We start from the raw sequence: 23685 nt of genomic DNA on the forward strand, positions 1-23685 counted from the left end.
GCGATTACGCCGACTCGCAGATCGCCAAGAAGTTCTCGAAAATTTCCTCGCCCTCTTCGGTGTGGGCGACTTCGGGGTGCCACTGGACGCCGTAGAGGTCGCGGTCGGCGTCGCTCATCGCCTCGACGCCGCAGACGTCGCTTTTCGCGGTCAGATCGAACCCCTCGGGGAGTTCCTTGACCTCGTCGGCGTGGCTCGCCCAGACGCGGGTTTCGGGGTGGAGCGTGCCGGTCAGCGGATCGTCGTCGTCGACGATTTCGACGGAGACGTCGGCGTAGCCGCCGTAGTCGCCGCTGTCCACGCGGCCGCCGAGTTCCTCGGCGATCAGTTGCATCCCCAGGCAGATGCCCAGAACCGGCATATCCGCGTCCAGATACTCGGCGGATTTCCCGGTGCGGTCCATGTCCGGGCCGCCCGAGAGGACGACGCCGTCCGCGTCGATCTCCGCAGGTGGCGTCTCGTTGTCGATCAACTCGGTGTCGACACCGAGGTCGCGAAGCGCTCGACGTTCCAGGTGGGTGAACTGTCCGTGGTTGTCCACCACGACGATCTTCGTCATTGCGTGCCCGTAGCGGCCCACCCGGTAAAAGCAGTCCGGAACGCGCGCTCGGGCGGACACGGAGCCACTGATAAAGGTCGAACCGGTCCAGACGCGGGTTTTTCAGGGCACGCTCTAACACCGGTGTAGACCCAACTATGAACCGTCCGAGTGTGGACGCAGGCGATCTGCGATGGGGCTGGGCCTGCCCGCGGTGCGAGACGGACGCATCGGTCGCGAGAGATCCCGGTACCGGCACGTTCCGGTGGGAGTGCGATGCCGACGACTGCGACACCGTCGGCTTCGGCTTCACCTCGCGGCGCCAGGCGCGCCTGGCGCTCAAGGAGTACCGCGAACAGTATCAGAACATCTACCGGTAGCCGATCGACTCGGGGGTCGACCAGGGGATTCGGATGTCGGCCGCGTAACTGGGGGTTCCGGTACGTTTATGCGCCAGCCCTCGGTTGGGAGACACATGGCAGTCGATCTCAGTGAGTTCGAGCATCCGTCGTGGCGTACCGCGGCCGGCACCGGTATCGGCTATCTCCTCATCCTCGCGGTGTTGACGGTGGCGCTGTTCGTCGTGCCCTGGCTCGTCTTCTCAGCAGTATAAGTGCAACTCCGGCAACGGCACGATACCCGACTGTGAGTCGCGTCGCTCCCGAGTTCGTGTCGATTCGGCGGCTCGCCGATCGGGATGCGATCGCAGTCGAACGCGAAAAAGAACGACCGTCGACCTCGAGTTCGATTCCCCTTAGGCGAAGGTCTTCGAGACGTCTTCGGTCTCGTCGGACTCGGCCTGCACCTTCTCCCAGGCGTTCTGGAAGTCCTCCATCCGGATCTCGGTCCGGTCGTCGCGGATGGCGAACATCCCGGCCTCGGTACAGACGGCCTTGATGTCGGCTCCGGAGGCCTCGTCGGCCTGAGCGGCCAGTTCGCCGAACTCGACGTCGTCCGAGACGTTCATGCCGCGGGTGTGGATCTCGAAGATGATCTCGCGGCCCTCCTGGTTCGGCTTGGGCACCTCGATGAGGCGGTCGAACCGGCCGGGACGGAGGATGGCGCGGTCGAGCATGTCGAAGCGGTTGGTCGCGGCGATGATGCGGATCTCGCCGCGGTCCTCGAAGCCGTCCATCTCGGAGAGCAACTGCATCATCGTCCGCTGGACCTCGGCGTCGCCGGAGGTCTTGGACTCGGTCCGCTTGGCGGCGATGGCGTCGATCTCGTCGATGAAGATCACGGCGGGCTCGTGCTCGCGGGCGACGTCGAAGAGGTCGCGGACGAGCTTGGCGCCTTCGCCGATGAACTTGTGGACCAGCTCCGAGCCGGCCATCTTGATGAAGGTGGCGTCGGTCTGGTTGGCGACGGCCTTCGCCAGCATCGTCTTGCCGGTGCCCGGCGGGCCATACAGCAGGACGCCGCTCGGCGGGTCGATGCCGACGTCGTCGAACATGTCGGGCTTCTCGAGGGGCATCTCGACGGTCTCGCGGACCTCCTGCATCTGCTCCTCTAAGCCGCCGATGTCCTCGTAGCTGACGTCGGGGCTCTCGGTGACTTCCATCACGCGAGCGCGGACGTCGGTCTCGTTCGAGAGCGGCTTGACGATAGACAACGAGTTGTTGACCGCCACCCGCGCGTCGGGTTCGAGCTCCTCGTGCATCTCGTCGGTGACCTCGGTCAGGGCCTCCTGGTTGTTCCCGTGCTGTTTGATGATGACGCCCTCGTCCGTGATCTCCTGGACGGTGGCGACGAACAGCGGGGACTGCTTTAGCTTCTTGTTCTCGTGCGTGAGTCGCTCGAGCTTCTGCTGGTACTTGTTGTTCTCGGCGTTGGCATCGAGGAGCTTGTCACGCATCTCCTCGTTTTGCGCCTCGAGGATCTCCAGCCGTTCCTCGAGCGCCTGGATTTTCTCCTGTTGGGACGCCTCGTCCTCGTCGTAGGGGAGGTCGACGTCGTCCACAGTGTCGCTCATCACCCGTCCTTTGGGTGTTGGTTCATAAGAGGCTTCGGGTAGGTGCACTCGGCCCAGTAATATAACCACAAGGCATTAGATAGAATAGAAAATATTATCACCCCGTATTCGGAATGGGAAGATAGGATGAGCGCCTCAGAGCCGCTTCGACAGGAGACCAGCCAGCGGGGAACGTGGGACGACGTTCGCGAGCTGCCGCCGAGCGCGAAACTCGTCGCGAAGGTCCTCGAGTACAACGATACGATGACCCAACAACAGATTGCCGACGAGACCCTTCTTCCCTCCCGAACGGTTCGCTACGCGTTAAACCGACTCGACGAGGAGAACGTCATCGACTCCCGTTTCTCGTTCTCCGACGCGCGAAAGCGCCTCTACAGCCTCGATATCGAGTCATAATCGACTCGCAGGAACGACCGTCGCCGTCGGCCGTCCCGGCTCGCCCGACGTATCTGTTTTACTTTCAGTTCGGTCACGGAATCCCTTTAGGGCGGGCTCGCCAACTGAGTGACAATGACGCGGGTTATTCATACGGGCGATACCCACATCGGGTACCAGCAGTACAACTCGCCCGAGCGACGACGGGACTTCCTCGAGGCGTTCCGCGACGTCGTCGAGGACGCCGTCGCCGACGACGTCGACGCCGTGATCCACGCCGGCGACCTCTTTCACGACCGCCGGCCGAGCCTGGTCGACCTCCAGGGAACGATCAGCGTGCTCCGGACGCTCGACGACGCCGACATCCCCTTTCTCGCCGTCGTCGGCAACCACGAGTCGAAACGCGACGCCCAGTGGCTCGACCTCTTTGCCGATCTCGATCTGGCGACCCGACTCGGCGCCGACCCGGAACTCGTCGGCGACGTCGCCGTCTACGGCCTGGACTTCGTCCCCCGGTCGCGACGGGACGACCTCGAGTACGACTTCGCACCGGTTCCAGACGAGGCCGACCAGGCGGCCCTCGTGAGCCACGGCCTCTTCGAGCCCTTCGCCCACGCCGACTGGGACACCGAGACCGTCCTCGACGAGTCGACGGTCGACTTCGACGCCGTCCTCCTGGGGGACAACCACGCGGCCGACACCGCCGAGGTCCGGGACGCCTGGGTCACCTACTGCGGCTCGACGGAACGCGCAAGCGCCAGCGAACGCGAGGACCGCGGGTACAACATCGTGGAGTTTGACGACGACGGCGGCGCGGTCGCGATCAGCCGCCGCGGCCTCACCGCGACCCGCGAGTTCGTCTTCGTCGACGTCGAACTCGAGGAAGACGAGGGGATCGACCGCGTGCAGGAACGCGTCCGCCAGCACGAGCTCGAGGACGCGGTCGTCATCGTCACCGTCGAGGGCGAGGGCCGGCCGATCACGCCCGCCGCGGTCGAGGAACTCGCGATCGACCGCGGGGCGCTAGTCGCCCGCGTGAACGACCGCCGGGAGCTCCCCGACGAGGACGACGAGGTCTCGGTGAGCTTCGCCGATCCGGACGCCGCCGTCCGCGAACGGGTCCGAGACCTCGGACTGAGCGACGCCGCACTCGAAATCGACGACACCGTCCGCGACGGCGACCTCGCCGACACGAACGTCCGCGAGACCGTCGAACGCCGCGTTCGCGACCTGCTCGAGGACGACCGGTCCGCATTCGAGCCCGCACCGGAGCGGGAGCCTGACGACGAGGACGTGACGACGGTCGCCGACCAACTCGCCGGCGAGGTCGCTTCCGAGCCCGCTTCGGAAACGGCCGAGTCGGACGGTGCGGACGAGCCCGAGCCGGCAACCGCCGATACCGAGGGCGATGATCCGGCCGGAGTCGAGGCGACCGCCGATGCCAACTCGCCAGGCGACGCCGACGACGCCGACGGCACCGGTGACGAGGGGGCCGCAGACACCGACACCGCGTCCCTGGGTGATTTCGCGTGAGGGTCGACCGCGTCCGCCTACTGAACTTCAAGTGCTACGGCGAGGCCGATCTCTCGCTCGAGCGCGGGGTCACCGTCGTCCACGGCGTCAACGGCAGCGGCAAGTCGACGCTGCTCGAGGCCGTCTTCTTCGCGCTCTACGGCTCGAAGGCGCTGGACGATCGGACCCTCGACGACGTCATCACCACCGGCGAGGAGGAGGCCGAGGTCGAACTGTGGTTCACCCACGACGGCCGCGAGTATCACGTCGAACGCCGGCTCAAGCTGCGCGGCGATCGGGCGACCACGACGAAGTGCGTCCTCGAGACGCCGACGGCGACGATCGAGGGCGCCCGCGACGTCCGCCGCGAGGTGACCGACCTCCTGCGGATGGACGCCGAGGCGTTCGTCAACTGTGCGTACGTCCGCCAGGGCGAGGTCAACAAGCTCATCCACGCCTCGCCGAGCGACCGCCAGGACATGATCGACGACCTCCTCCAGTTGGGCGCGCTCGAGGACTACCGCGAGCGGGCCAGCGAGGCGCGACTGGGCGTCAAGACCGTCCTCGACGGCCAGCGAGAGGTCCTCGAGGACGTTCGCAACCAGGTCGAACAGAAGGAGGACAAGGAACTCCACGAGCGTCTGAACGGGCTCGAATCTCGCCAGGCCGAGGTCGCCGAGGAGATCGACCACTACGAAACGCAACGCGACCAGGCACAGGAGACCCTCGACGCGGCCGCGGACGTCCTCGACCGCCACGAGGAGACCCGCGAGGAGATCGAGTCGCTCGAGGACGAGATCGAAGACCTGCGCTCGAAAATTAGCGAGACCGAGCGCGAGCGCGAGGACGCCGGCGACGAGATCCGCGACGTTCGCGAGCGACGCGAGGAACTCGCCGACGAACGCGCCGACCTGCTCGCCGAGACCGACCTCGAGACGACCGATCCCGACGCGGAGGCCGTCCGGAATCGCATCGAGGAACTCGAGGCCCGCGACGAGGCCCTCCGCGACGACCTCGAGGACGTCCGCGTGACGATCACCGAGGGGACCAACGAGATCGAGCGCCTCCGCGAGGAGGCCGCCGACCTCGAAGACCAGGCGGACCAGGCCCGCGAGGAAGCCGCCGACCTCGACGACCAGATCGCAGCCGACGAGGAGACGATCGAGGAACGCGAGTCGAAACTCGACGACCTCGACGAGCAGATCGAGGACGCACGAGCGACGTTCGACGACGCGCCGGTCGCGTTCGGCCAGGCCAAGTCACACCTCGCCGACCTCGAGACCGAGCGCGAGGCACTGACCGACGAGATCAGCGACGTCACCGCCGACATTCGCGCCGACGAGAACGCGATCGAGGAGGGCGAACGGCTCCTCGAGGAGGGCAAGTGCCCCGAGTGCGGCCAGCCGGTCGAGGACTCCCCGCACGTTGACGTCTTGGACGACAAACGCGAGGAACTCGCCGCCCTCGAGGAGCGCCGCGACGACCTCGAGGCCGAGCGCGACGCCCTCGACGAGCGGATCGAACGCGCGGAGGAGCTCCGCGAGACGGAGCGGCGGGTCGATCGACTCGAGGAGAACCGCGACAACATCGAGCAGTTGCTCGCCGAGAAACGCGAGCGTCTGGCGGACCGACGCGAGCAGCGCGACCGGCTCCGCGAGGATGCCGACGAATACGAGGCCGAGGCCGCGGAGAAGCGGACCGCGGCGGACGACCGGGAAGGCGCGGTGACCGAGGCACGGGCCGAACTCGGCGAGATCAACACCGAACGCGGCGAGCTCAAGGAGACCCTCGAAGCGCTGCGCCGCGTCGCCGAGATCGCCGACGAGCGCGCGGACCTCGAGAGCGAGATCGAGACCCTCCGCGAGCGTCGTCGGGACTGGGAGACGATGAACGACGAGCGCCGCGAGCAGCTCTCGGCGAAACGCGACCGCAAGCGCGAGCTCGAGTCCGAGTTCGACGAGGAGCGGATCGCAACCGCCCGCGAGGACAAGCGCAACGCCGAGCAGTACTTGGATCAGGTCGGCGAGAAACTCGCGGAACTCGAGGAGCGGCGCACGGAGATTCAAAACGCCATCGGCGCGGTCGAGAACGAACTCGAGGAACTCGAGCGGCTCCGGGAGCGCCTCGAGACCGTCGAAGCCCGCTGCGACCAGCTCGGATCGCTGTACGACGAGGCCGAAACGCTCCAGACGACCTACGGCGACCTGCGGACGGAACTGCGCCAGCGCAACGTCGAAACCCTCGAACGGTTGTTGAACGAGACGTTCGACCTGGTCTACCAGAACGACTCCTACGCGGCGATCGACCTGGACGGCGACTACCGGCTGACGGTCTACCAGAAGGACGGCGAGGCGCTCGAGCCCGAGCAACTATCGGGTGGCGAGCGAGCACTGTTCAACCTCAGCCTGCGGTGTGCGATCTACCGGCTGCTGGCCGAGGGCGTCGAGGGGACGGCCCCGATGCCGCCGCTGATCTTAGACGAGCCGACGGTCTTCCTGGACTCGGGCCACGTGACGCAACTGGTCTCCCTGGTCGAGTCGATGCGCGAGTTGGGCGTCGAGCAGATCGTCGTCGTCAGCCACGACGAGGAACTCGTCGGCGCGGCCGACTCGCTGGTCCGCGTCGAGAAAGACGCGACCTCGAACCGCTCGCGACTCGAGCGCGGCGAGCCGCCCGAAATGGAACTGCTCGCGTCGGACTGAGCCCCGTTCGAGTTCGCTCAGCCGACGCTCGATAGCGCTGTTTTCGACAGGTTCAACGCAGCTAAAACGGAACCGAGACGAATCGGCAGTCCGCAGCGAGCCGATCAGACCCCGGTCTCGGACCCGTCTTCGACCCGTTTCGGTGTTTCCTCGGCCCTATCCTCGAGACTCGATCTGAGCACTGCGAGTGCGCGCTCGCAGTCCTCGGTGACGCGGTAGCCGCGCTCCCCGGCGACATCGGTCTCTTCGATGAGACCTGCAGCGGAGAGCACCGTGAGCCGGCCGTGCAGGTCGCTCTCGCAGATATCGTAGGCGTCGAGCAGGGTGCGGACGCCGAGCGGCCCCCGTTCCGCGAGTTCGACGACCAGGCCCAACGTCTCCTCGTCGTGGACGTTGGTCAGCAGCGTCAGGACGGGATCGTCGACGCTGCGGGCGGCCGTCTCGAGGGGAGATTCGTCGACGTCCTCGAGCCGGTCGTTCTGGACGTAACACTCGTTGCCGTTGGTTGGATCACGGACGAGACTCGCGGTATCCGAGCGCTTGAGAAGCAGGTATCGTCTGCCGGTGTCGTCCTCGACTGTTTTCATGATCGGTCGTTCTGGTCCGGTAGATGCTGTTGGGAGACGTCCCCTGAAGTAGTTTCGCCTCCGTTCGCAGCCGGTGTGGTGGTCGGCGTGTCGGGTGCGTCGGACGCGCCAGGCGTATCGCTGCCGTCGCCGCCAGCGGCGTCGTCGGAGCCGTTGGGGGCGGAGCCGTCATCGGGCGCACGAAACTGTCGATATCGCCGGACCGCGAACCCGAGTAGGACGAGTCCGCCGCCGACGAGCAGTCCGCTGCGGCGAGTCTCGCCCTCGAAGACGAAAAACAGGATGCCCAGCGAGACGGCCAGGACGGCGGCGTTGATGACGAGCACCAGCGCCCAGAACGTCTGGAGGAGGTCGGCGGGCACGTCGGTTTCGGCGGTCGAGACGGAGGGGACGTCGATGGCGTTCGTGGGGTCGCCTGGATCGTCGTCATCCCCGCTTCCCTCACCGTCTACGGGGTCGTTTTCGTTCCCGATCGACACGCGCGGAATCGTCAGCGAGTCGCTATCGGGGTCGTTGAGGTCGGCCTCGGGGTCCCACTCCTCGGGCTCGTTCTCGGTCCGGTCGAATACCACATGCGAGGCGATGTGCAGCGGGAGGAAAAGGGTTCGCTTCGCAGTCGCCGACCGCCGATCGTCGACTCAGGCCAGGTCTTCGAGCGTGAGGGTTCGAGACGTCTCCACCCACGCGAGCGGGTTCTCGGCGTCATAGAAGACGACGCCGTCGTCGGTCTCGTAGGACTCGATCGTCGCGGTCCCGGCGGGTTCACTACTCAGTTCGCGCCGATCCGTCGCGTCGTCGGTCACATCGGTGGACACATCGATCACCTGATCATGTGCTATGTGTTACCAAGTTAAATGTCTTCTTGCTCCCGCAAGCCGCCTATCCGAGGGGCCGATTTGCGGTCCACCGCTCGACCGTATCGTCTTCGCTGTCAGTCGTCGGTTCGCGATCGATTGCTATCCCTCGTTCGGCAGTCCGCTGTCGGTTCGGCGTCGGTCGCCGCGAGCGGGGAGTACGGGGGTTTTTATCCGCCGGCTGCTAAGCCCAGTACCATGACTGAGGCGGGCCAGACCGGACTTGCGGACTTCGACGGCGATCCCGGCGACGACCCCGATACCGAGGCCGACGAGCGCCCGGCGGAGGAGGCCGTTGCCGTCGCCGGCGACGGCGGGTCCAACGCCGCGGAAGTGATCGACGTCCTCGAGGAAACGCTTCCCGAGTCACAGGGCGAACTCGAACTCGCCGTGATGCAGGTCGACTACACGATCGCCGGCTACGGCGACGACGAGCGTCCGATCATGCACGTGTTCGGGCGCACGTCCGACGGCGAATTAGAGCACGTCCAGGTCGTCGGCTTCCAGCCGTACTTCTACGCGCCGACGGACACGCTCGACCGGCCGCCGGCGGAAGCGTACGACCGGATCACCGGCAGCGAGGAGTACGACGAGGACGGCGATCCCTACGAGAGCATCCGGGGCGAGAAGCTCACCAAGATCTTCGGCCAGACGCCCCGCGACGTCGGTCAGGTCCGCGACGATTTCGAGCACTACGAGGCCGACATCCTGTTCCCGAACCGGTTCCTGATCGACAAGGACATTCGCAGCGGGCTCCGCATTCCGGAGCGACGAGCCGACGACGACACCCTCGTCGTTCCCCACGACGAGGTCGAACCGGCCGACGTCGACACCGAGCCGCGAGTCAACACGTTCGACATCGAGGTCGACGACCGCTCGGGGTTCCCCGAGGATGGCGAGGAGCCGATCGTCTGTCTCACCAGCCACGACTCCTACCGCGACGAGTACATCATGTGGCTCTACGAAGCCCCGATCGGCGACGGCGAGATTCCAACCGAGATCGACGGCTACGATCCGATCGAAGGCGAGATCGATCACGAGGTCCGGAGCTTCGAGGAGGAGGAAGCCATGCTCGCGGCCTTCCTCGACTACGTCGATAAGACCGATCCCGACATCCTCACCGGCTGGAACTTCGAGGACTTCGACGCACCGTACTTCCTCGACCGACTGGAGGAACTACAGGGACCCCACCACGAACACGACCTCGAGCCGGACCGCCTCTCGCGCGTCGACGAGGTCTGGCGCAGCAACTGGGGCGGCCCCGACGTCAAGGGCCGCGTCGTCTTCGACCTCCTCTACGGCTACCAGCGGATGGTCTTCTCCGAACTCGACTCCTACCGCTTAGACGCCGTCGGCGAGGAGGAACTCGGCGTCGGCAAGGAGCGCTACGCCGGCGACATCGGCGACCTATGGGAGGGCGACCCGACCAGGCTGCTCGAGTACAACCTGCGCGACGTCGAACTCTGTGTCGAACTCGACCGCCAGCAGGAGATCATCCCGTTCTGGGACGAGGTGCGCTCGTTCGTCGGCTGCAAGTTAGAGGACGCGCCGACGCCTGGCGACGCGGTCGACATGTACGTCCTCCACGAGGCCTACGGCCGATTCGCGCTGCCCTCGAAGGGCCAACAGGAGGCCGGCGAGGAGTACGAGGGCGGCGCCGTCTTCGAACCGATCACGGGCGTCAAGGAAAACGTCACCGTGCTCGACCTGAAGTCGCTGTACCCGATGTGTATGACGACGATCAATGCGTCGCCGGAGACGAAGGTCGATCCGGAGGAGTACGACGGCGAGACCTACGTTGCACCGACCAGCCCCGACGGGACGCACTTCCGAAAGGAACCCGACGGCGTGATGCGCGAGATGATCACGGAACTGCTCGCCGAGCGCGAGGAGAAGAAGGGACTGCGAAACGAGTACGATCCCGGAACCCCCGAATACGAGCAATACGACCGTCAGCAGGGCGCCGTGAAGGTCATCATGAACTCGCTGTACGGCGTCTCGGGCTGGGAGCAGTTCCGGCTGTACGACAAGGAGGCCGCCTCCGCGATCACCGCGACCGGCCGCGAAGTGATCGAGTTCACCGAGACTGCCGCGAACGAACTCGACTACCAGGTCACCTACGGGGACACCGACAGCGTGATGCTCGAACTCGGATCGGCGATCTCGCAGGAGGAAGCCATCGAGAAATCCTTCGAGATCGAGGAGCACATCAACGAACGGTACGACGACTTCGCGCGGGAAGACCTCAACGCCGAGGCCCACCGGTTCCAGATCGAGTTCGAGAAACTCTACCGGCGGTTCTTCCAGGCCGGTAAGAAGAAACGCTACGCCGGCCACATCACCTGGAAGGAAGGGAAGGACGTCAACGATATCGACATCGTCGGCTTCGAGTACCAGCGCTCGGACATCGCCCCGATCACGAAGGAAGTTCAACACCGCGTGATCGAGATGATCGTCCGCGAGGGCGACGTCGAGGGTGCAAAGGAGTACGTCAACGAGGTCATCGAGGACGTGCTCGCGGGCGAGATCTCGCTCGAAGACATCGCGATCCCGGGCGGAATCGGGAAGCGACTGGGCAACTACGACACGGACACGGCCCAGGTCCGGGGCGCGAAGTACGCGAACCGCTTCCTCGGGACCAATTTCCAGCGCGGGAGCAAGCCCAAGCGCCTGTATCTCGACCGTATCGATCCCTCGTTCTTCGAGCGCCTCGAGGACGAGGAAGGGTTCGACGCCCGCACCGATCCCCTCTACGGCGCGTTCAAGCGCGATCCCGACGTGATCTGCTTCGAGTACGAAGACCAGATCCCCGAGGAGTTCGAGGTCGACTACGACACGATGCTCGAGAAGACGCTGAAGGGGCCGATCGAGCGCATCCTCGAGGCGCTGGACGTCTCTTGGGAGGAAGTGAAAAGCGGGCAGGAGCAGACGGGCCTCGACAGCTTCATGTAGGACCTCGTCCATTTCCGCCCTCGGGACCCTACTTTGGTGCCGAATGTGCGGTCCGTCAGCGCCGGAATCGATGGTCGTGATCACCGGACGAGCACAACGCGAGTTTTCCTTTCGGAAAGTTATTTTTCTGATGTGGGACAGTATACAAATGGATACGAAAACGTTATCAGTCAGACGACCCACCGTTTAGGTGACAGAGTACTATGGCACGTCTCGAACTAAACAACTTGCACGCGGAAGTCGTGGAGGTCGACGAGAAAATTCTCGAGGGCGTCAATCTCGAAGTCGAATCGGGCGAGATTCACGCCCTGATGGGGCCGAACGGCTCCGGGAAGTCGACGACCGCGAAGGTCATCGCCGGCCACCCCGCCTACGAGGTCACCGAGGGTGAGGTCCTGCTCCACCTCGAGGAGGACGAGTTCGGCGAGGACATCGAGATCGACGAGGACCAGCGCACCTGGAACCTGCTGGACCTCGAGCCGAACGAGCGCGCCGCGCTCGGCATCTTCCTCGGCTTCCAGTATCCCGCCGAGATCGAGGGCGTCACGATGACGAACTTCCTCCGGACGGCGCTCAACGCCAAGATCGAAGAGCGCGAGGAACTCTTCGAGGAAGAGGAAGGCGAGGAAGAAGCGGACGACGAAGGCTTCGAATCCTCGCCGATGGAGGGCCCCGAGGACGAGGGCGAGGTCGGCGTCGCCGAGTTCCAGCAGATCCTCCAGGAGAAGATGGAGCAGCTGGACATGGACGAGAAGTTCGCCCAGCGCTACCTCAACGCCGGCTTCTCCGGCGGCGAGAAGAAGCAAAACGAAGTGCTGCAGGCCGCCATCCTCGAGCCGTCGGTCGCCGTCCTCGACGAGATCGACTCCGGGCTCGACATCGACCGCCTGCAGGACGTCTCCAGCGGGATCAACGCGCTGCGCGACGAGCAGGGCACCGGCATCCTGCAGATCACTCACTACCAGCGCATCCTCGACTACGTCGAACCCGATCACGTCCACGTGATGATCGACGGTCAGATCGCCAAGAGCGGCGGTCCCGAACTCGCCGAGGAGCTCGAGGACAAGGGGTACGACTGGGTCCGCGAAGAGGTCTACGGCACCGCGTAACCGGATTCAGCTAGAACAACCGTAATAACGCTACAGCCGTAACCACAACTACGATCAACCAATGAGTTCCGAACAAGACCACCTAAAAGAGACAGACACTGAGGCCCGGTTCGAGTTCAAGAAAGAACAGAACGCCGCGGTCAAATCCGAGAAGGGCCTGACCGAGGAGGTCATCCGCATGATCTCCGAGGACAAGGACGAGCCCGACTGGATGCTCGAGCGCCGGCTGCGCGCACTCGAGCAGTACCAGAACATGCCGATGCCGTCGGGCTGGCCCGGCATGCCCGATCTCTCCGAGCTGGACGTCGAAGAGATCATTCCCTACATCCGCCCGGACGTCGACAAGCGCGAAGGCGTCGACGACTGGACGGAGCTGCCCGACGACATCAAGGACACGTTCGACAAGCTGGGCATTCCGGAGGCCGAGAAGAACGCGCTCTCCGGCGTCGGCGCCCAGTACGAGTCTGAGGTCGTCTACCAGAACATGCAGGAGCGCTGGGAGGAGAAGGGCGTCATCTTCATGAACATGGACGAGGCCGTCCAGAAGCACCCCGACCTCGTCAAAGAGCACTTCATGACGACCTGCGTGCCGCCGAGCGACAACAAGTTCGCCGCGCTGCACGGGGCCGTCTGGTCGGGCGGCTCGTTCGTCTACGTCCCCGAGGACGTCACCGTCGAGATGCCCGTCCAGGCGTACTTCCGCATGAACTCGGAGGGGATGGGCCAGTTCGAGCACACGCTCATCATCGCCGAGGAAGGGTCCGAAGTCCACTACATCGAGGGCTGTTCCGCACCCAAGTACGGCACCCACAACCTCCACTCCGGCGGCGTCGAAGTCTTCGTCGGCGAAGACGCTCACGTCCAGTACTCGACCGTCCAGAACTGGTCGAAGAACACCTTCAACCTGAACACCAAGCGCGCCATCTGCGAAGAGAACGGCACGATGGAGTGGGTCTCGGGCAGCATGGGCTCGAAAGCGACCATGCTCTACCCGTGTACCATCCTCAAGGGCCGCGGCGCGACCGACACCCACATCACCATCGCCTTCGCCGGCGAGGGGCAGGACATCGACACCGGCGCGAAGGTCTACCACAACGCGCCCGAGACGAGCTCGACCATCGAGTCCAAGTCGATCTCCAAGGACGGCGGCCGCACCAACTACCGCGGTCTCGTCCACATCGCCGACGGCGCCGAGAACTCCTCGACCGCCGTCGAGTGCGACGCGCTGATGTTCGACAACGAGTCGACGTCGGACACCATGCCGTACATGGAGATCGAGGAGTCGAAGGTCGACGTCGCTCACGAGGCGACCGTCGGTAAGATCGGCGACGAAGACATCTTCTACCTCCAGAGCCGCGGTCTGGACGACGACGACGCCAAGAAGATGATCGTCGCCGGCTTCATCGAGCCGATCACGGAGGAACTGCCCATCGAGTACGCGGTCGAACTCAACCGCCTCATCGAACTCGAGATGGAAGGTAGCCTCGGATAATATGAGTACGCAGGTACACGCCAATCTGACGGAAGAACAGGTACGCCAAATTTCGGGCGACCTCGACGAGCCCGAGTGGCTCCTCGAGACGCGTCTCGAGGCCCTCGACGCGCTCGAGACGCTCGACATGCCCGACGTCATCCGGACGCCTGGCCGCGACTGGACGAACCTCCACGACCTGGACTTCGAGTCCTTCGTCGACCCGCTGAACGCGGCCGAGGACAAGGACCAGGTCGGTCCCGACGAGGCCGTCGTCCTCCCGTGGGCAGAGGCCGTCGACGAGCACGAAGCCCTCATCAAGGACCACTTCGGCTCTATCGTCGATCCCCAGGAGAACTACCTGACGGCGCTCTCGACCGCGCTGTTCAGTACCGGGACGGTCGTCTACGTCCCCGAGGGCGTCGACGCCGAGGACGTCACCATCCGAACCGAGCAGAACTCCCAGTCGCTGTTTAACTACACGCTCGTCGTCACCGAGGAGTCCGCGTCGGTGACGATCTTAGAGCGCCAGGCGACCGGTGAGGAGCAGGACGAACAGTACTACAGCGGTATCGTCGAGGTCGTGGCCGGCGAGAACAGCAACGTCCAGTACGGCAGCCTCCAGAACCTGTCGGAGGACGCCTACAACTTCACGCTCAAGCGCGGCGACGCCGGCACGTACGCCACGATCGACTGGATCGAGGCCAACCTCGGCACGCAGCTGACCAAGACCGAGGTCTCGACGGAACTCAACGGCGAGTCCTCCGAGAGTCAGATCGTCGGGGCCTTCTACGGCCACAACGACCAGCACTTCGACCTCGACGCGAAGGTCTGGCACCGCGCCGAGCACACGACGGCCGACCTCGTCACCCGCGGTGTCACCGACGACATCGCCCGCTCTGTCTACGAGGGCGTCCAGGACGTCGGCAAGGATGCCTGGGACACCAGCTCCTACCAGCGCGAGAACACGCTGATGCTCAGCGACGAAAGCGAGGCCGACGCCTCGCCGAAGCTGATCATCAACAACCACGACACCGAGGCCAGCCACTCCGCGACGGTCGGCCAGATCGACCAGGAGGATCTGCTATACATGACCTCCCGTGGTGTCAACCCGCGTGCGGCGCGGAACATGCTCGTCGAGGGCTTCTTCGTGCCGGTCCTCGAGGAGATCGCCGTCGACGAACTGCGCGACGATCTCGAAGAGCTGATCGCTGCGCGACTTCGCCAGCGCGACTAACTCGACCGGGAGCGGCTTCCGGTACCGGGTCCCGATTACCGACGCTCGAGGTGGGTCGGCCGCCTCGAACCGCTTCGTACTTCGTCCGTCGTCGCCAGGTAGCGTTCGACGCTCGATTCTCTCGTTTCTCGTCGCTGCTCCGAGACGACTAAGTAACAGCGGTCCTCTTGTCGAGGTATGAGTCTGGGACAGCGTGTCTCGAGCGACCACCAGCTAACCCGGTTGCTCCAGATCGGGGTCGTGCTGGAGGAAGTCGTCGAGTCACGCGCCGCCCACCACATCGAGTCTCTCCCGCCCGACGAGCGGGCGGCGTTCGACGAGGAGGTGGAGGAGCTGCTCGCGGAGGCCGCCGAGGAATCGGCTGATCACCGCGAGCGGCTCGAGGCGCTGATCGACGATCTCGAGGCCGAGACGGTCGAATACGAGGAAATCAACGCCCTGGTCGACGCGCAGTACGGGCCGCCGGAGGACACCGACGGCGTCCTCTACGACCAGCTGGCAAACGAGGAGACGGCCTACAAGTTCTACGACGACCTGATTCAGGCGATCGAGGCCTCCGACGCCGAGTTCGCGGTCGACCGCGATCGGCTGCTCGATACGCTGTCCGGCATCCGCGAGGAGGAAAAGGAGGGCGTCGAGGAAGTCACCGAGATCATGGAGCACAGAGCATGATCGCGGGGCAGACGAACGCGGCGATCGCCAGCACCAGGCGGACCGGTTCGCCGTCTCACACGCGCATTGATTCCCGGATTCGGTTTCGGTTACACCGGCGCACGACCGCACTCGCGACCACGACCGCGACGGCACGCAGCGGCATCGACGGCACTGACGGAGGGATGCAATGAACACTGCAGATCAGTATCTCAAGGCGATCTACCTGGCCCAACGCATCGAGGACGGTCCCGCATCGACCGGCATGCTCGCGGATCTGCTGGAGGTGAGTCCGGCGAGCGTCAACGAGATGGTCGGTAAACTCGAGGACCGCGAACTCGTCGAACACGAGAAGTACAAGGGTGCCAGCCTGACCGACGAGGGGCTCGAGCGCGCCCACAACGCCCTTCAGACCTACTGTATCATCGAGCGGTTCCTCGCGAACGTCCTCGAGGTCGAGGAGTTCCGGGACGAGGCCCGTGCCCTCGAAAGCGTCATCGACGATACGGTCGCCGAACGACTCGACACGATCATCGATCGTCCCGAGCAGTGTCCCGACTGTTTCGACCCCGAGGCGGACTGCTGCGAACTGCTCGAACTCGAAGCCAGCGGCCACGCGGACTGATCGCGACGTCGGTGGTACCCCGCCACTCGCGTCTCGAGTCTCGTTCTCCCGCGCTCACTTGGTAGTCAGATCTCGTCCGATCAGCCCACGACCCCAGACCACCGACCCGACACCGCCCGATCACGACCCGCGACTCACGGGTCACGATCGTCGAATCGAACGTACCGCCGTCCGACAAGCGCAGCCGCAGCGAGGGCGACGATGACCGCGACGCCGAGTCCGATCGGGAACCGCTGCTGGTCGCCCGCCCAATCGGCCTCGAAGACGTCGGCGTAGTAGCCCGCGACGTCTCGGCCGTGAAGCGCGACGAGTACCTCGCGGTTGTTCTCGAGGGAGTTCGAATTCCAGTTGGCGCTCCCGACGACCGCGATTTCCCGGTCGATCACGATCCCCTTTGCGTGAATCTTCTCGAACCGGTCGGTGTCGTCGACCAGGCGAACCGAAATCGAGAGCTCCTCGCGGTCCGCGACGCGTTCGAGGTCGGCCGCGAGCGCCTCGTTATCGTCGGCGTCGTACCAGGCTGAGCCGAGCAGGAGCCGGACGTCGACGCCGCGGCGCGCCGCGTCGAGGGTCGATTCGAGCAGCGAGACGTCGGCGGCGACGGTCGGTTGGACGATGAGAATTTCGTCGTCGGCAGCGGCCAGCAGCGCCTGCAGTCGTCGCTCGGCGTTGTCGGGTGCGACCAAGAGCTCGGCCGACTCGACGGGGACCGGGTCCGGCTCGTGAGTCGTCGGAAACTCGGTCGCCGAGAGGTCGGCCGACTCGTCGTCGACGAACGAGGTGGTCGCCCGGTAGTCGTCCCCGGCGACCGTGTCCGGGCCCTCGAAGTCGGCCCGGAAGACCCTCACGAGCTCGTCGGCCAGGCGCTCGTCCTCGAAGCGGACGCCCCAGCCGCGGCTGCTCTCGCCGCCGACGCCCGCGGGTTTCCAGTTCTCGGTGGTGACCAGCACGCGGTCGTCGGCGACGGCGTACTTGGGGTGGTGATAGCGGTACCGTGCCCCGTCGCCGCCGACGGCGCGGACGTCCACTCCGGCGGCCTCGAGCGTCTCGATGACGTCGGCGGTCGGCGCCGGCGTGCCGCCGACCGGGCTCGCTTCGAGGAGGACCGCGACGTCGACCCCGCGCTCGGCGGCGTTCGCGAGCGCCGCTGCGATCGGCTCCGAGGTGACGGTGTAGCCAGCGAGGAGGAGTCGATCGTCGGCGTCGCGGATCGTCTCGCGGGGAACCTGCGGCGAATCCGGGAGGACAAAGGCCGTCGCCTGGTCGACGTCCGCGGTCGAAACAGGGAGGCAGGTCGCGTCGCGGGGCCACCACTGCCCGCGGCCGTGGTCCGGGTCGCCAGGCGAAGCGGTTCCGGCCGGTCCGTCGGCGTCCGTAGCCGGTTCCGTCCGGTACCACCGCTCGGCGGTCGGCGCGCGGTCGTACGCGACCGCGTCGATCGTCGTCGTCCCGTTCCGGAGCCGAAGCTCGTCGCCGTCGGCGGCGAGCTTGAGGTGGCCGTCGAGTGCGAGCACGGGCGCGTCTGTCAGCGACTCGGTGACGTTCGGAGCCGTGCTCACGGCGACGCGCCCGGATGCGGTCTCGTTCGGGAGCGTCGCCGTCGTGTGGCCGTCCGTGAGCGTCCAGTTCGCGAGGGCAGTCCCCGGCGGGACCTCGAGGACGGCGAACTCGCCGACGTTGCCGTCGGTCGTCGGGTTCGGATAGAGGCCGACGATCTGTGGCCCCGCGGACGCCTCGGTTTGGCGTTCGGTCGGGACCGCCGACTCGGCCGCTCGCGGGGGACAGGCACGGTCGGTCGCAGTCGCGTTCGGGATCGGCGTCGATCGAGCGGTCACCGAGTCGCTTCGCGGTTCCGTTCCCGGCGGTCCGACGAGCGTCGCGGCGCTCCCGACGAGCGAACAGACGATGAGAGCGCCGAGAACGACCCGCCGGAGATCCATCGCTCCGTTTGGCCGCCTTCCGGTACTTAAACTATCGGCTCATCGACTGAATTCGAATCGATGGCGATCGTCAGCGGGATCGGGTTGCGAAAACGCAGCGAAACGAAAATCCGTCGAACGGTCGGCTTCGATCGACCGACTCGGAAGGAGAAGACTACCCGGCAGCCGTCAGGCCGCGGGCTCCAAGTCGACGTTCTCGGCCTCGGCCTGGACCAGGTAGGCGCGGTCGTCGTCGTACTCGGCGACAATCTCGAGGGCCTCCTGGGTGCCGATGCGGTTGAGCGCCCAGGCGGCACTGGCGCGGACGCGGTCGGACTCGTCGTCGTCGAGGACGTCAGCGAGCGGCTCGATGGCGCGGGTGTCGCCGATCAGGCCGAGCGCGCGGGCGGCCCAGCTGCGGACGTCGGCCTCGTCGGCGACCAGCTGCTGGGCGATCGGTTCGACGGCGTCCTCAGAACCGACCTCGCCGAGCGCGCGGAAGGCCGGCTGCTGGAGGGTCGGGTTGGAGTCGACGTAATCGAGCAGCGCGTCGACGACCTCGTCGTCCGCGACGCCGATCGTCCCCAGGATTCGCATCGCCGCCTGGTCGCGGCGGTTGGCCTTCTGGAGCATCGGCTCGATGGCCTCCTCGGGGCCCATCCGTTCTAAGGCCTCCATGCAGTGTTCCTCCATGAAGTCGGAGTCGAACGTCTCCAGAGCCAGGAGGATCATGTCGACGTTGCCCCGCTTCTCGTGGACCTTGAGCGCGTGCCACTCCGGCGGGAAGTCCTTGACGTGGTCGAGCACGTCGTAGTAGCCCTCGCGGCGGAGCTGTTCGCGGACCGCGAGGTCGGACCACTCGGTCGCGTCGTCGATGTCGCTTTGGAGGTCGTCGGTTGCCTCGAGCAGGCCGGCGATGGTCTCGGCGTCGTCGTCCGCGTCGAGTTCGGCGTCCTCGACCGCCGCGACCGCGTCGTCGAGGGTCGCGTCGAGTTGCTCGGGGACGTCGTCACCTTCGTCGACCAGCGAGACCGATCCGCCGAGCAGGTCGTTGAATTCGTCGAGGAAGTCGTCGACCGCCTCGATCAGTTCGGCGTTCCCCTCCTCGGTCCAGCGGGTGCCCGTGATCGTGCCGCTGGCGTCTTCGATCTCGTCGACGACGTCTTCGCCGTAGGGCCCGCGCTGGTCCTCGAGGTCGGATTCGAGATCGGAGACATCGCTCTCGATCTCGTCGTAGCGCTCCTGGAGTTCCTCTTCGGGTGCGGGCTCTTCGTCTTCCTCGTCTTCGTCCTCGTCGGTCTCCGGCGGCTCCGGAATCTCGACGGTCTCGAGGTCCTCGCGGAACGAGTCGATGTCGGCCTCGACGACGTCGAGATCGTCTTCGGTCTCGGCCGCCTCCAGGTCCGCCTGTAAGTCCTCGAGGTCGGCCGCCAGGTCCTCGAGCCGGTCGTCGATCGCCTCGAGATCGACTGACTCCTCCTCGTCCGGTTGCTCGTCCGCTTCTCCGGCGGCTGCGTCGTCACCGGTCGCCTCGTCCTCACTCATGCTCCCACCTCGGGACGACGCCGACACGTGACAGTGTGCATACCGTAGGGTCGTTCCAGCACGGCCCTAAGCGTTTCCATGCACGTCGACTTCCTCCGCCGGCTGGCCGTCCTCGCGCCAGTAGAACCAGGGACTGAGCGTCATGTAGGCCAGGCCGAGCGTCAGGAGGGCGTAGGGGAACGTCCGGCCGGCGAAATCGGGGATGAGGACGGCCAGGACGTGGACGACGCCCATGATGGCGGCGTCGCGAGCGAGCAAGTCGGGGTACCGGATCCGCGAGACCATCAGGTAACAGAACGCAGCGGTGACCGCGAGCACGAGCCACGGCTGGGTCTCGTGGGCGAGGATCGCCGCGCCGAGCACCGTCGCGGCCAGCGTCGTCTGGACGCCCTCGGTGTAACTGCCGGAGATGTCGTAGGCGGTGTACATCCCGAGGCGGGTGACGGCCATCGCGACGAACAGTGCACAGACGGCCGTCGCAACCAGGAATTCGGTCGAAATTGCGTCGGTTCCTATCGCTGGGCCGTCGGTGACGACGACAAAGGAGAGGACGGCGGGGGCGACCGCGAAGGAGGCCACGTCGGCGAGCGAGTCTAAGTACGGGCCGGCGTCAGTGCCGCCGTACCGGCGCGCGAGGATGCCGTCGAGGCCGTCCGCGACCGCCGCCAGGAGGATCAGGCGGGCGGCGAGGTCGATGTCGACGGCGGCGACGACGACCGCGACGAACCCCAGGGCGGCGTTGGCGATCGTTACCGCGTCGGCGACGCCGAGTCGACCGACGAACCGGGGGAGCATATCGCGGATTCGACGGGGAGCTACCTTACGTGTTTTCGTTTCCCGACCGCCGGCTCGATTTCGAGAACTGAACCGGGGCGGTTATACCGCGACTGTCCTAAGATCCGGTATGCACCGGCGCGCCTATCTCGCCGCCGTCGGCACCGCCGCGTCGACCGGCCTGGCGGGGTGTTCGTCCGCGCTCAACGTTCTCGGGGACGACCCCTGCACCGGCGAGAACTGCCACATCGGGATGAGCCGTACCGAGTTCCTCCCCGAGGTCTACGAGGTGACCGTCGGCGACACCGTCATCTGGAAGAACACGAGCGAGGCCGACCACACCGTCACGGCCTACGAGTCGCGCATTCCCGACGGCGCCGACTACTTCGCCACCGGCGACTTCGACGACCAGGCGAGCGCCTACGACGCCTGGCACGACGACCGCGGCGGTCGCCTGGCGCCCCGGGAGACGTTCGAGTACACCTTCGAGGTGCCCGGAACCTACGAGTACTACTGCATTCCACACGAGCGGGCCGAGATGGTCGGCGAGATCGTCGTCACCGAGTAATCCGCGGTCCGTCGTTTGTAGTCCATAATTCGTAACCCGTAATCCGTAACCGGACGCCGAGTCGCGGACTCGCCGCTCGCGGCACTCCTGTCGGCACGGGACATCTCAAAGAAAAGGCGTTGCAGCGAAATCGGCGTCTGCGATCAGGCCGCGACGTCGTCTTCGTCGACGTCGACCGCGGTCGCTTCCTCTTCGGCGACTTCCTCGGGGTGAGCCTCGAGGGTGGCCTTCTGGATCTCGACGCGGCGCAGCGGGTAGATCGTCTTGGCCTCGCCGTAGATCGCCGAGGAGAGACGGCCTTCGACGACGCTGTCGATAAGCTCCTCGAAGGTCCGCTCGGCGGCGGCCTCTTCGATCATCTCGACCATCTGCTCGCGGATGGCCTTCTCCTGGCTCGCGTCGGCCTTCTTGGTCGTGAAGGCGACGGGCTGGATCTGGACCCGGTAGTCGTCCGTCGTGAGGACGGTGACGTAGGCCTCGATCTTCGAGGCGCCACGTCGGACCAGCGAGCGCAGGTAGTCACGGGTCAGGGAGTGCTCCTTGAACTCCGTGTAGGCGCTGTCGCTGCCGACGTCGGTGATCTTGAAGGTCAGCTTCGTGTTGTTCTCGCTGGCGCTGTCGTTGAGTTCGCCAAGCGTCGTTTCGATGGTCCGGCCGTAGACCTTGTCCGGTTCGTCAGCGGGCGTCTCACCGAGTTCCTGGCGGTCGAACTGTTCGGGTGCCAGGACGGTGTACCACCGCTTTTCCTGTTTCGCGCGTGAGACTGATCGTTCACTCATTGTGTATCGTGTGCTGTGTCGCTGTCGGTGTCGGACACAGATCCCGTGTCCGTCGGGTGGCGTGCGGTTCGTGCGTTGGTCGCGACGTCGATCGCGACTTCGAGGTTGACCACGTAGTCGTCGACCGTCGATCGGAGTCCGCTGGTCGTCTCGCGCTCGATGCGCGTGACGACCGTCCCTGCACCGTCGTCGGCTCCGTCTTCGGTGTCGGCCACTTCTGGCGTCTCGCGTTCGACGGTCGTCGTCATCTCGGCGGTGTTGTCGGGACTGAGCGCCCGCGCGACGAGCACGGGGTCGTCGCAGTCCGTCCGAATCGTCGCTTTCCGGCTCATAACAGTTCCCTCACCGTCGCGATGATTGTCGACTCGTCGGTCTCGGGGTCGAATCGCAGGTAGCCGCGGCGATGGCCGACGTCGTACGCGCCGCCGAGTTCGCGGGCGACGCCCTCGACGGTCGCGCCGAGGGACTCGGCCTGGCGGGTCGCGATCGCGGCGTCTCCGTCGCCGATGGCGAGGACGGTCGGTTCCGGCGACCGGTAGGCCGCCGCGATCCGAGCGACCGCCTCGACGGGCCCGTCCTCGTCGTCGATCCCGACGACGAACAGCCCGTCGTAGCGGCCGGTCGACGCCGCGTCGAGCGCCTCGTGGGCGCGACGGCCGTACTTCCGCCAGGCGTCGAGCGCCGGCGCGCGGACGTCGTGTCCCATCGCGAGTGCGGTGCCCGTACCGGGTTCGGCCCGGGCCGTCGCATCGAGCACGTCGGCGAAGCCGCCCAGCGTCGCGAAGACGCCGTCGGGCGTCGCGTACGGCCGCAACGCCCGCGCGATCGATTCCGATGTCGCGTCGGACGACTCGTCGGCGCCGACGACGTCGAGGGCGACCAGCGAGCCGAGCTCGCGGTGGTCGTCCGCGTCGAACGCCGCGGGATCGTCGCCGACCGCGTCGCCGATGGCCTCGCGTGCCGCGTCGGGATCGCCCGACCACGGCGCACGCAGGAGCGTCGAGGACGCGAGTCCGTCGACCGGGTTCGCGGTTGGCACCGCGACTCCCGGCCGGCGCTCGACGAGGCCGCGTTCGCGCGCGGTCTCGAGGAGCCACTCGCTCTCGCCGGCGCCCGGCTGGCCGCCGCCGGCGACCAGGCCGGCGAGCGCACAGACCGGATCCGGCGTTGCGCCGAGTTCGCGGACGAGATCGACCGCTTCGAGCGTCGCGGGGCGATCGACCGCCGGGAGCTGGACGAGATTCGAAGCTGCGTCCGCGTCGGCGGTCCCGACGACGACCGTCGCGTCGCCCTCCGCCGTCGGCGCTCGGACGCGTTCGGATCGCTCCGTGACCGTCCGGCCGACCGTCACCTGAAACGGCGTGTCGCGGTCGGCCAGGGCCGTCGCGAGAAGCCCCGTTGCGGCGAGCGCGTCGCCGTCTGCGCGGGCGACGATGCGGACGAAGCCGGCGCTCTCGAGTGCGCTCGTGGCGGACGCCGGCTCGGCGGATCGACCCTCGGTGGCCATGCGAGTAT

The 23685-nt window shown here is 66.1% G+C and carries 23 protein-coding genes; 12 read left to right on the forward strand and 11 right to left on the reverse strand.

Annotated features, from left to right (window positions below; genetic code table 11):
• Positions 1–4: 4 nt before the first annotated feature.
• Positions 5–559: a GMP synthase subunit A gene (locus tag BMY29_RS08415; protein ID WP_049988724.1), complete on the reverse strand. Its 555-nt coding sequence runs from the start codon at positions 557–559 to the stop codon at positions 5–7.
• 137 nt (positions 560–696) lie between these two features.
• Here BMY29_RS08415 and BMY29_RS08420 point away from each other — a divergent pair, with 137 nt between their 5' ends.
• Entirely contained in the window at positions 697–918 is a 222-nt protein-coding gene (locus BMY29_RS08420; protein ID WP_049988725.1) for a hypothetical protein, read from the forward strand.
• Positions 919–1013: 95 nt separating this feature from the next.
• The gene (locus BMY29_RS20995; RefSeq protein WP_173424859.1) at positions 1014–1151 is read left to right on the forward strand and encodes a hypothetical protein; all 138 of its coding nucleotides are present in this window, start codon (positions 1014–1016) and stop codon (positions 1149–1151) included.
• Between the two features lie 141 nt (positions 1152–1292).
• Here BMY29_RS20995 and pan1 read toward each other — a convergent pair whose 3' ends face one another.
• Positions 1293–2510, reverse strand: coding sequence for a proteasome-activating nucleotidase Pan1 (gene pan1, locus BMY29_RS08425; RefSeq protein WP_074854673.1), 1218 nt, complete (start codon positions 2508–2510; stop codon positions 1293–1295).
• A 126-nt stretch (positions 2511–2636) separates the two neighbouring features.
• Between pan1 and BMY29_RS08430 the strand changes: the two genes are divergently transcribed.
• The 3 genes from BMY29_RS08430 to rad50 all read left to right on the forward strand — a co-directional run bounded on the left by BMY29_RS08430 (position 2637) and on the right by rad50 (position 7099).
• A complete protein-coding gene (locus BMY29_RS08430; protein WP_049989079.1) occupies positions 2637–2906 on the forward strand; it encodes a MarR family transcriptional regulator in 270 nt (89 codons plus the stop codon).
• 114 nt (positions 2907–3020) lie between these two features.
• On the forward strand, positions 3021–4418 hold the full coding sequence (gene mre11 / locus BMY29_RS08435) for a DNA double-strand break repair protein Mre11 (protein ID WP_049989078.1): 1398 nt from the start codon (positions 3021–3023) through the stop codon (positions 4416–4418).
• Entirely contained in the window at positions 4415–7099 is a 2685-nt protein-coding gene (gene rad50 / locus BMY29_RS08440; protein ID WP_049989077.1) for a DNA double-strand break repair ATPase Rad50, read from the forward strand. The genes mre11 and rad50 overlap by 4 nt, the downstream gene beginning before the upstream one ends.
• A gap of 104 nt (positions 7100–7203) precedes the next feature.
• On the opposite strand, the gene BMY29_RS08445 is transcribed toward rad50, so the two are convergent.
• The 3 genes from BMY29_RS08445 to BMY29_RS08455 all read right to left on the reverse strand — a co-directional run bounded on the left by BMY29_RS08445 (position 7204) and on the right by BMY29_RS08455 (position 8510).
• Positions 7204–7686 carry a DUF7346 family protein gene (locus BMY29_RS08445; protein ID WP_049989076.1) on the reverse strand — a complete coding sequence of 161 codons (483 nt, stop codon included), beginning with the start codon at positions 7684–7686 and terminating at the stop codon, positions 7204–7206.
• Positions 7683–8258 (reverse strand): DUF7322 domain-containing protein, encoded by a 576-nt coding sequence (locus BMY29_RS08450; protein ID WP_049989075.1) that lies wholly within the window; start codon positions 8256–8258, stop codon positions 7683–7685. The genes BMY29_RS08445 and BMY29_RS08450 overlap by 4 nt, the downstream gene beginning before the upstream one ends.
• A 66-nt stretch (positions 8259–8324) precedes the next feature.
• Positions 8325–8510, reverse strand: a complete 186-nt coding sequence (locus BMY29_RS08455) for a DUF7331 family protein (RefSeq protein WP_049989074.1) — start codon at positions 8508–8510, stop codon at positions 8325–8327.
• Positions 8511–8738: 228 nt separating this feature from the next.
• Between BMY29_RS08455 and BMY29_RS08460 the strand changes: the two genes are divergently transcribed.
• From BMY29_RS08460 to BMY29_RS08485, 6 genes are all read left to right on the forward strand, one after another.
• Positions 8739–11492 carry a DNA-directed DNA polymerase gene (locus BMY29_RS08460; protein ID WP_049989073.1) on the forward strand — a complete coding sequence of 918 codons (2754 nt, stop codon included), beginning with the start codon at positions 8739–8741 and terminating at the stop codon, positions 11490–11492.
• A gap of 203 nt (positions 11493–11695) precedes the next feature.
• Positions 11696–12601 (forward strand): ABC transporter ATP-binding protein, encoded by a 906-nt coding sequence (locus BMY29_RS08465; RefSeq protein ID WP_049989072.1) that lies wholly within the window; start codon positions 11696–11698, stop codon positions 12599–12601.
• Between the two features lie 61 nt (positions 12602–12662).
• The gene (gene sufB / locus BMY29_RS08470) at positions 12663–14093 is read left to right on the forward strand and encodes a Fe-S cluster assembly protein SufB (RefSeq protein ID WP_049989071.1); all 1431 of its coding nucleotides are present in this window, start codon (positions 12663–12665) and stop codon (positions 14091–14093) included.
• A gap of 1 nt (position 14094) precedes the next feature.
• Positions 14095–15309 carry a Fe-S cluster assembly protein SufD gene (sufD, locus tag BMY29_RS08475; RefSeq protein ID WP_049989070.1) on the forward strand — a complete coding sequence of 405 codons (1215 nt, stop codon included), beginning with the start codon at positions 14095–14097 and terminating at the stop codon, positions 15307–15309.
• 177 nt (positions 15310–15486) lie between these two features.
• Complete coding sequence (locus BMY29_RS08480; RefSeq protein ID WP_049989069.1) at positions 15487–15981, forward strand: rubrerythrin; 495 nt, start codon at positions 15487–15489, stop codon at positions 15979–15981.
• 169 nt (positions 15982–16150) lie between these two features.
• The gene (locus BMY29_RS08485) at positions 16151–16585 is read left to right on the forward strand and encodes a metal-dependent transcriptional regulator (RefSeq protein WP_049989068.1); all 435 of its coding nucleotides are present in this window, start codon (positions 16151–16153) and stop codon (positions 16583–16585) included.
• Between the two features lie 134 nt (positions 16586–16719).
• Here BMY29_RS08485 and BMY29_RS08490 read toward each other — a convergent pair whose 3' ends face one another.
• The 3 genes from BMY29_RS08490 to BMY29_RS08500 all read right to left on the reverse strand — a co-directional run bounded on the left by BMY29_RS08490 (position 16720) and on the right by BMY29_RS08500 (position 20844).
• Positions 16720–18525 carry a phospholipase D-like domain-containing protein gene (locus BMY29_RS08490; RefSeq protein WP_049989067.1) on the reverse strand — a complete coding sequence of 602 codons (1806 nt, stop codon included), beginning with the start codon at positions 18523–18525 and terminating at the stop codon, positions 16720–16722.
• A gap of 168 nt (positions 18526–18693) precedes the next feature.
• Positions 18694–20049, reverse strand: coding sequence for a HEAT repeat domain-containing protein (locus BMY29_RS08495; protein ID WP_049989066.1), 1356 nt, complete (start codon positions 20047–20049; stop codon positions 18694–18696).
• Positions 20050–20115: 66 nt separating this feature from the next.
• Complete coding sequence (locus tag BMY29_RS08500) at positions 20116–20844, reverse strand: protein sorting system archaetidylserine synthase (RefSeq protein WP_049989065.1); 729 nt, start codon at positions 20842–20844, stop codon at positions 20116–20118.
• 109 nt (positions 20845–20953) lie between these two features.
• On the opposite strand from BMY29_RS08500, the gene BMY29_RS08505 reads away from it, so the two are divergent.
• A complete protein-coding gene (locus BMY29_RS08505) occupies positions 20954–21391 on the forward strand; it encodes a cupredoxin domain-containing protein (RefSeq protein ID WP_049989064.1) in 438 nt (145 codons plus the stop codon).
• 143 nt (positions 21392–21534) lie between these two features.
• On the opposite strand, the gene BMY29_RS08510 is transcribed toward BMY29_RS08505, so the two are convergent.
• The 3 genes from BMY29_RS08510 to BMY29_RS08520 are packed head-to-tail and all read right to left on the reverse strand — an operon-like array spanning position 21535 to position 23677.
• Entirely contained in the window at positions 21535–22170 is a 636-nt protein-coding gene (locus BMY29_RS08510) for a 30S ribosomal protein S3ae (protein ID WP_049989063.1), read from the reverse strand.
• Positions 22167–22502, reverse strand: coding sequence for a KEOPS complex subunit Pcc1 (locus BMY29_RS08515; RefSeq protein ID WP_049989062.1), 336 nt, complete (start codon positions 22500–22502; stop codon positions 22167–22169). The genes BMY29_RS08510 and BMY29_RS08515 overlap by 4 nt, the downstream gene beginning before the upstream one ends.
• The gene (locus BMY29_RS08520; RefSeq protein WP_049989061.1) at positions 22499–23677 is read right to left on the reverse strand and encodes a hypothetical protein; all 1179 of its coding nucleotides are present in this window, start codon (positions 23675–23677) and stop codon (positions 22499–22501) included. The genes BMY29_RS08515 and BMY29_RS08520 overlap by 4 nt, the downstream gene beginning before the upstream one ends.
• Positions 23678–23685 lie beyond the last annotated feature (8 nt).

Source organism: Natrinema salifodinae (genome assembly GCF_900110455.1).
Classification (GTDB): Archaea; Halobacteriota; Halobacteria; order Halobacteriales; family Natrialbaceae; genus Natrinema; species Natrinema salifodinae.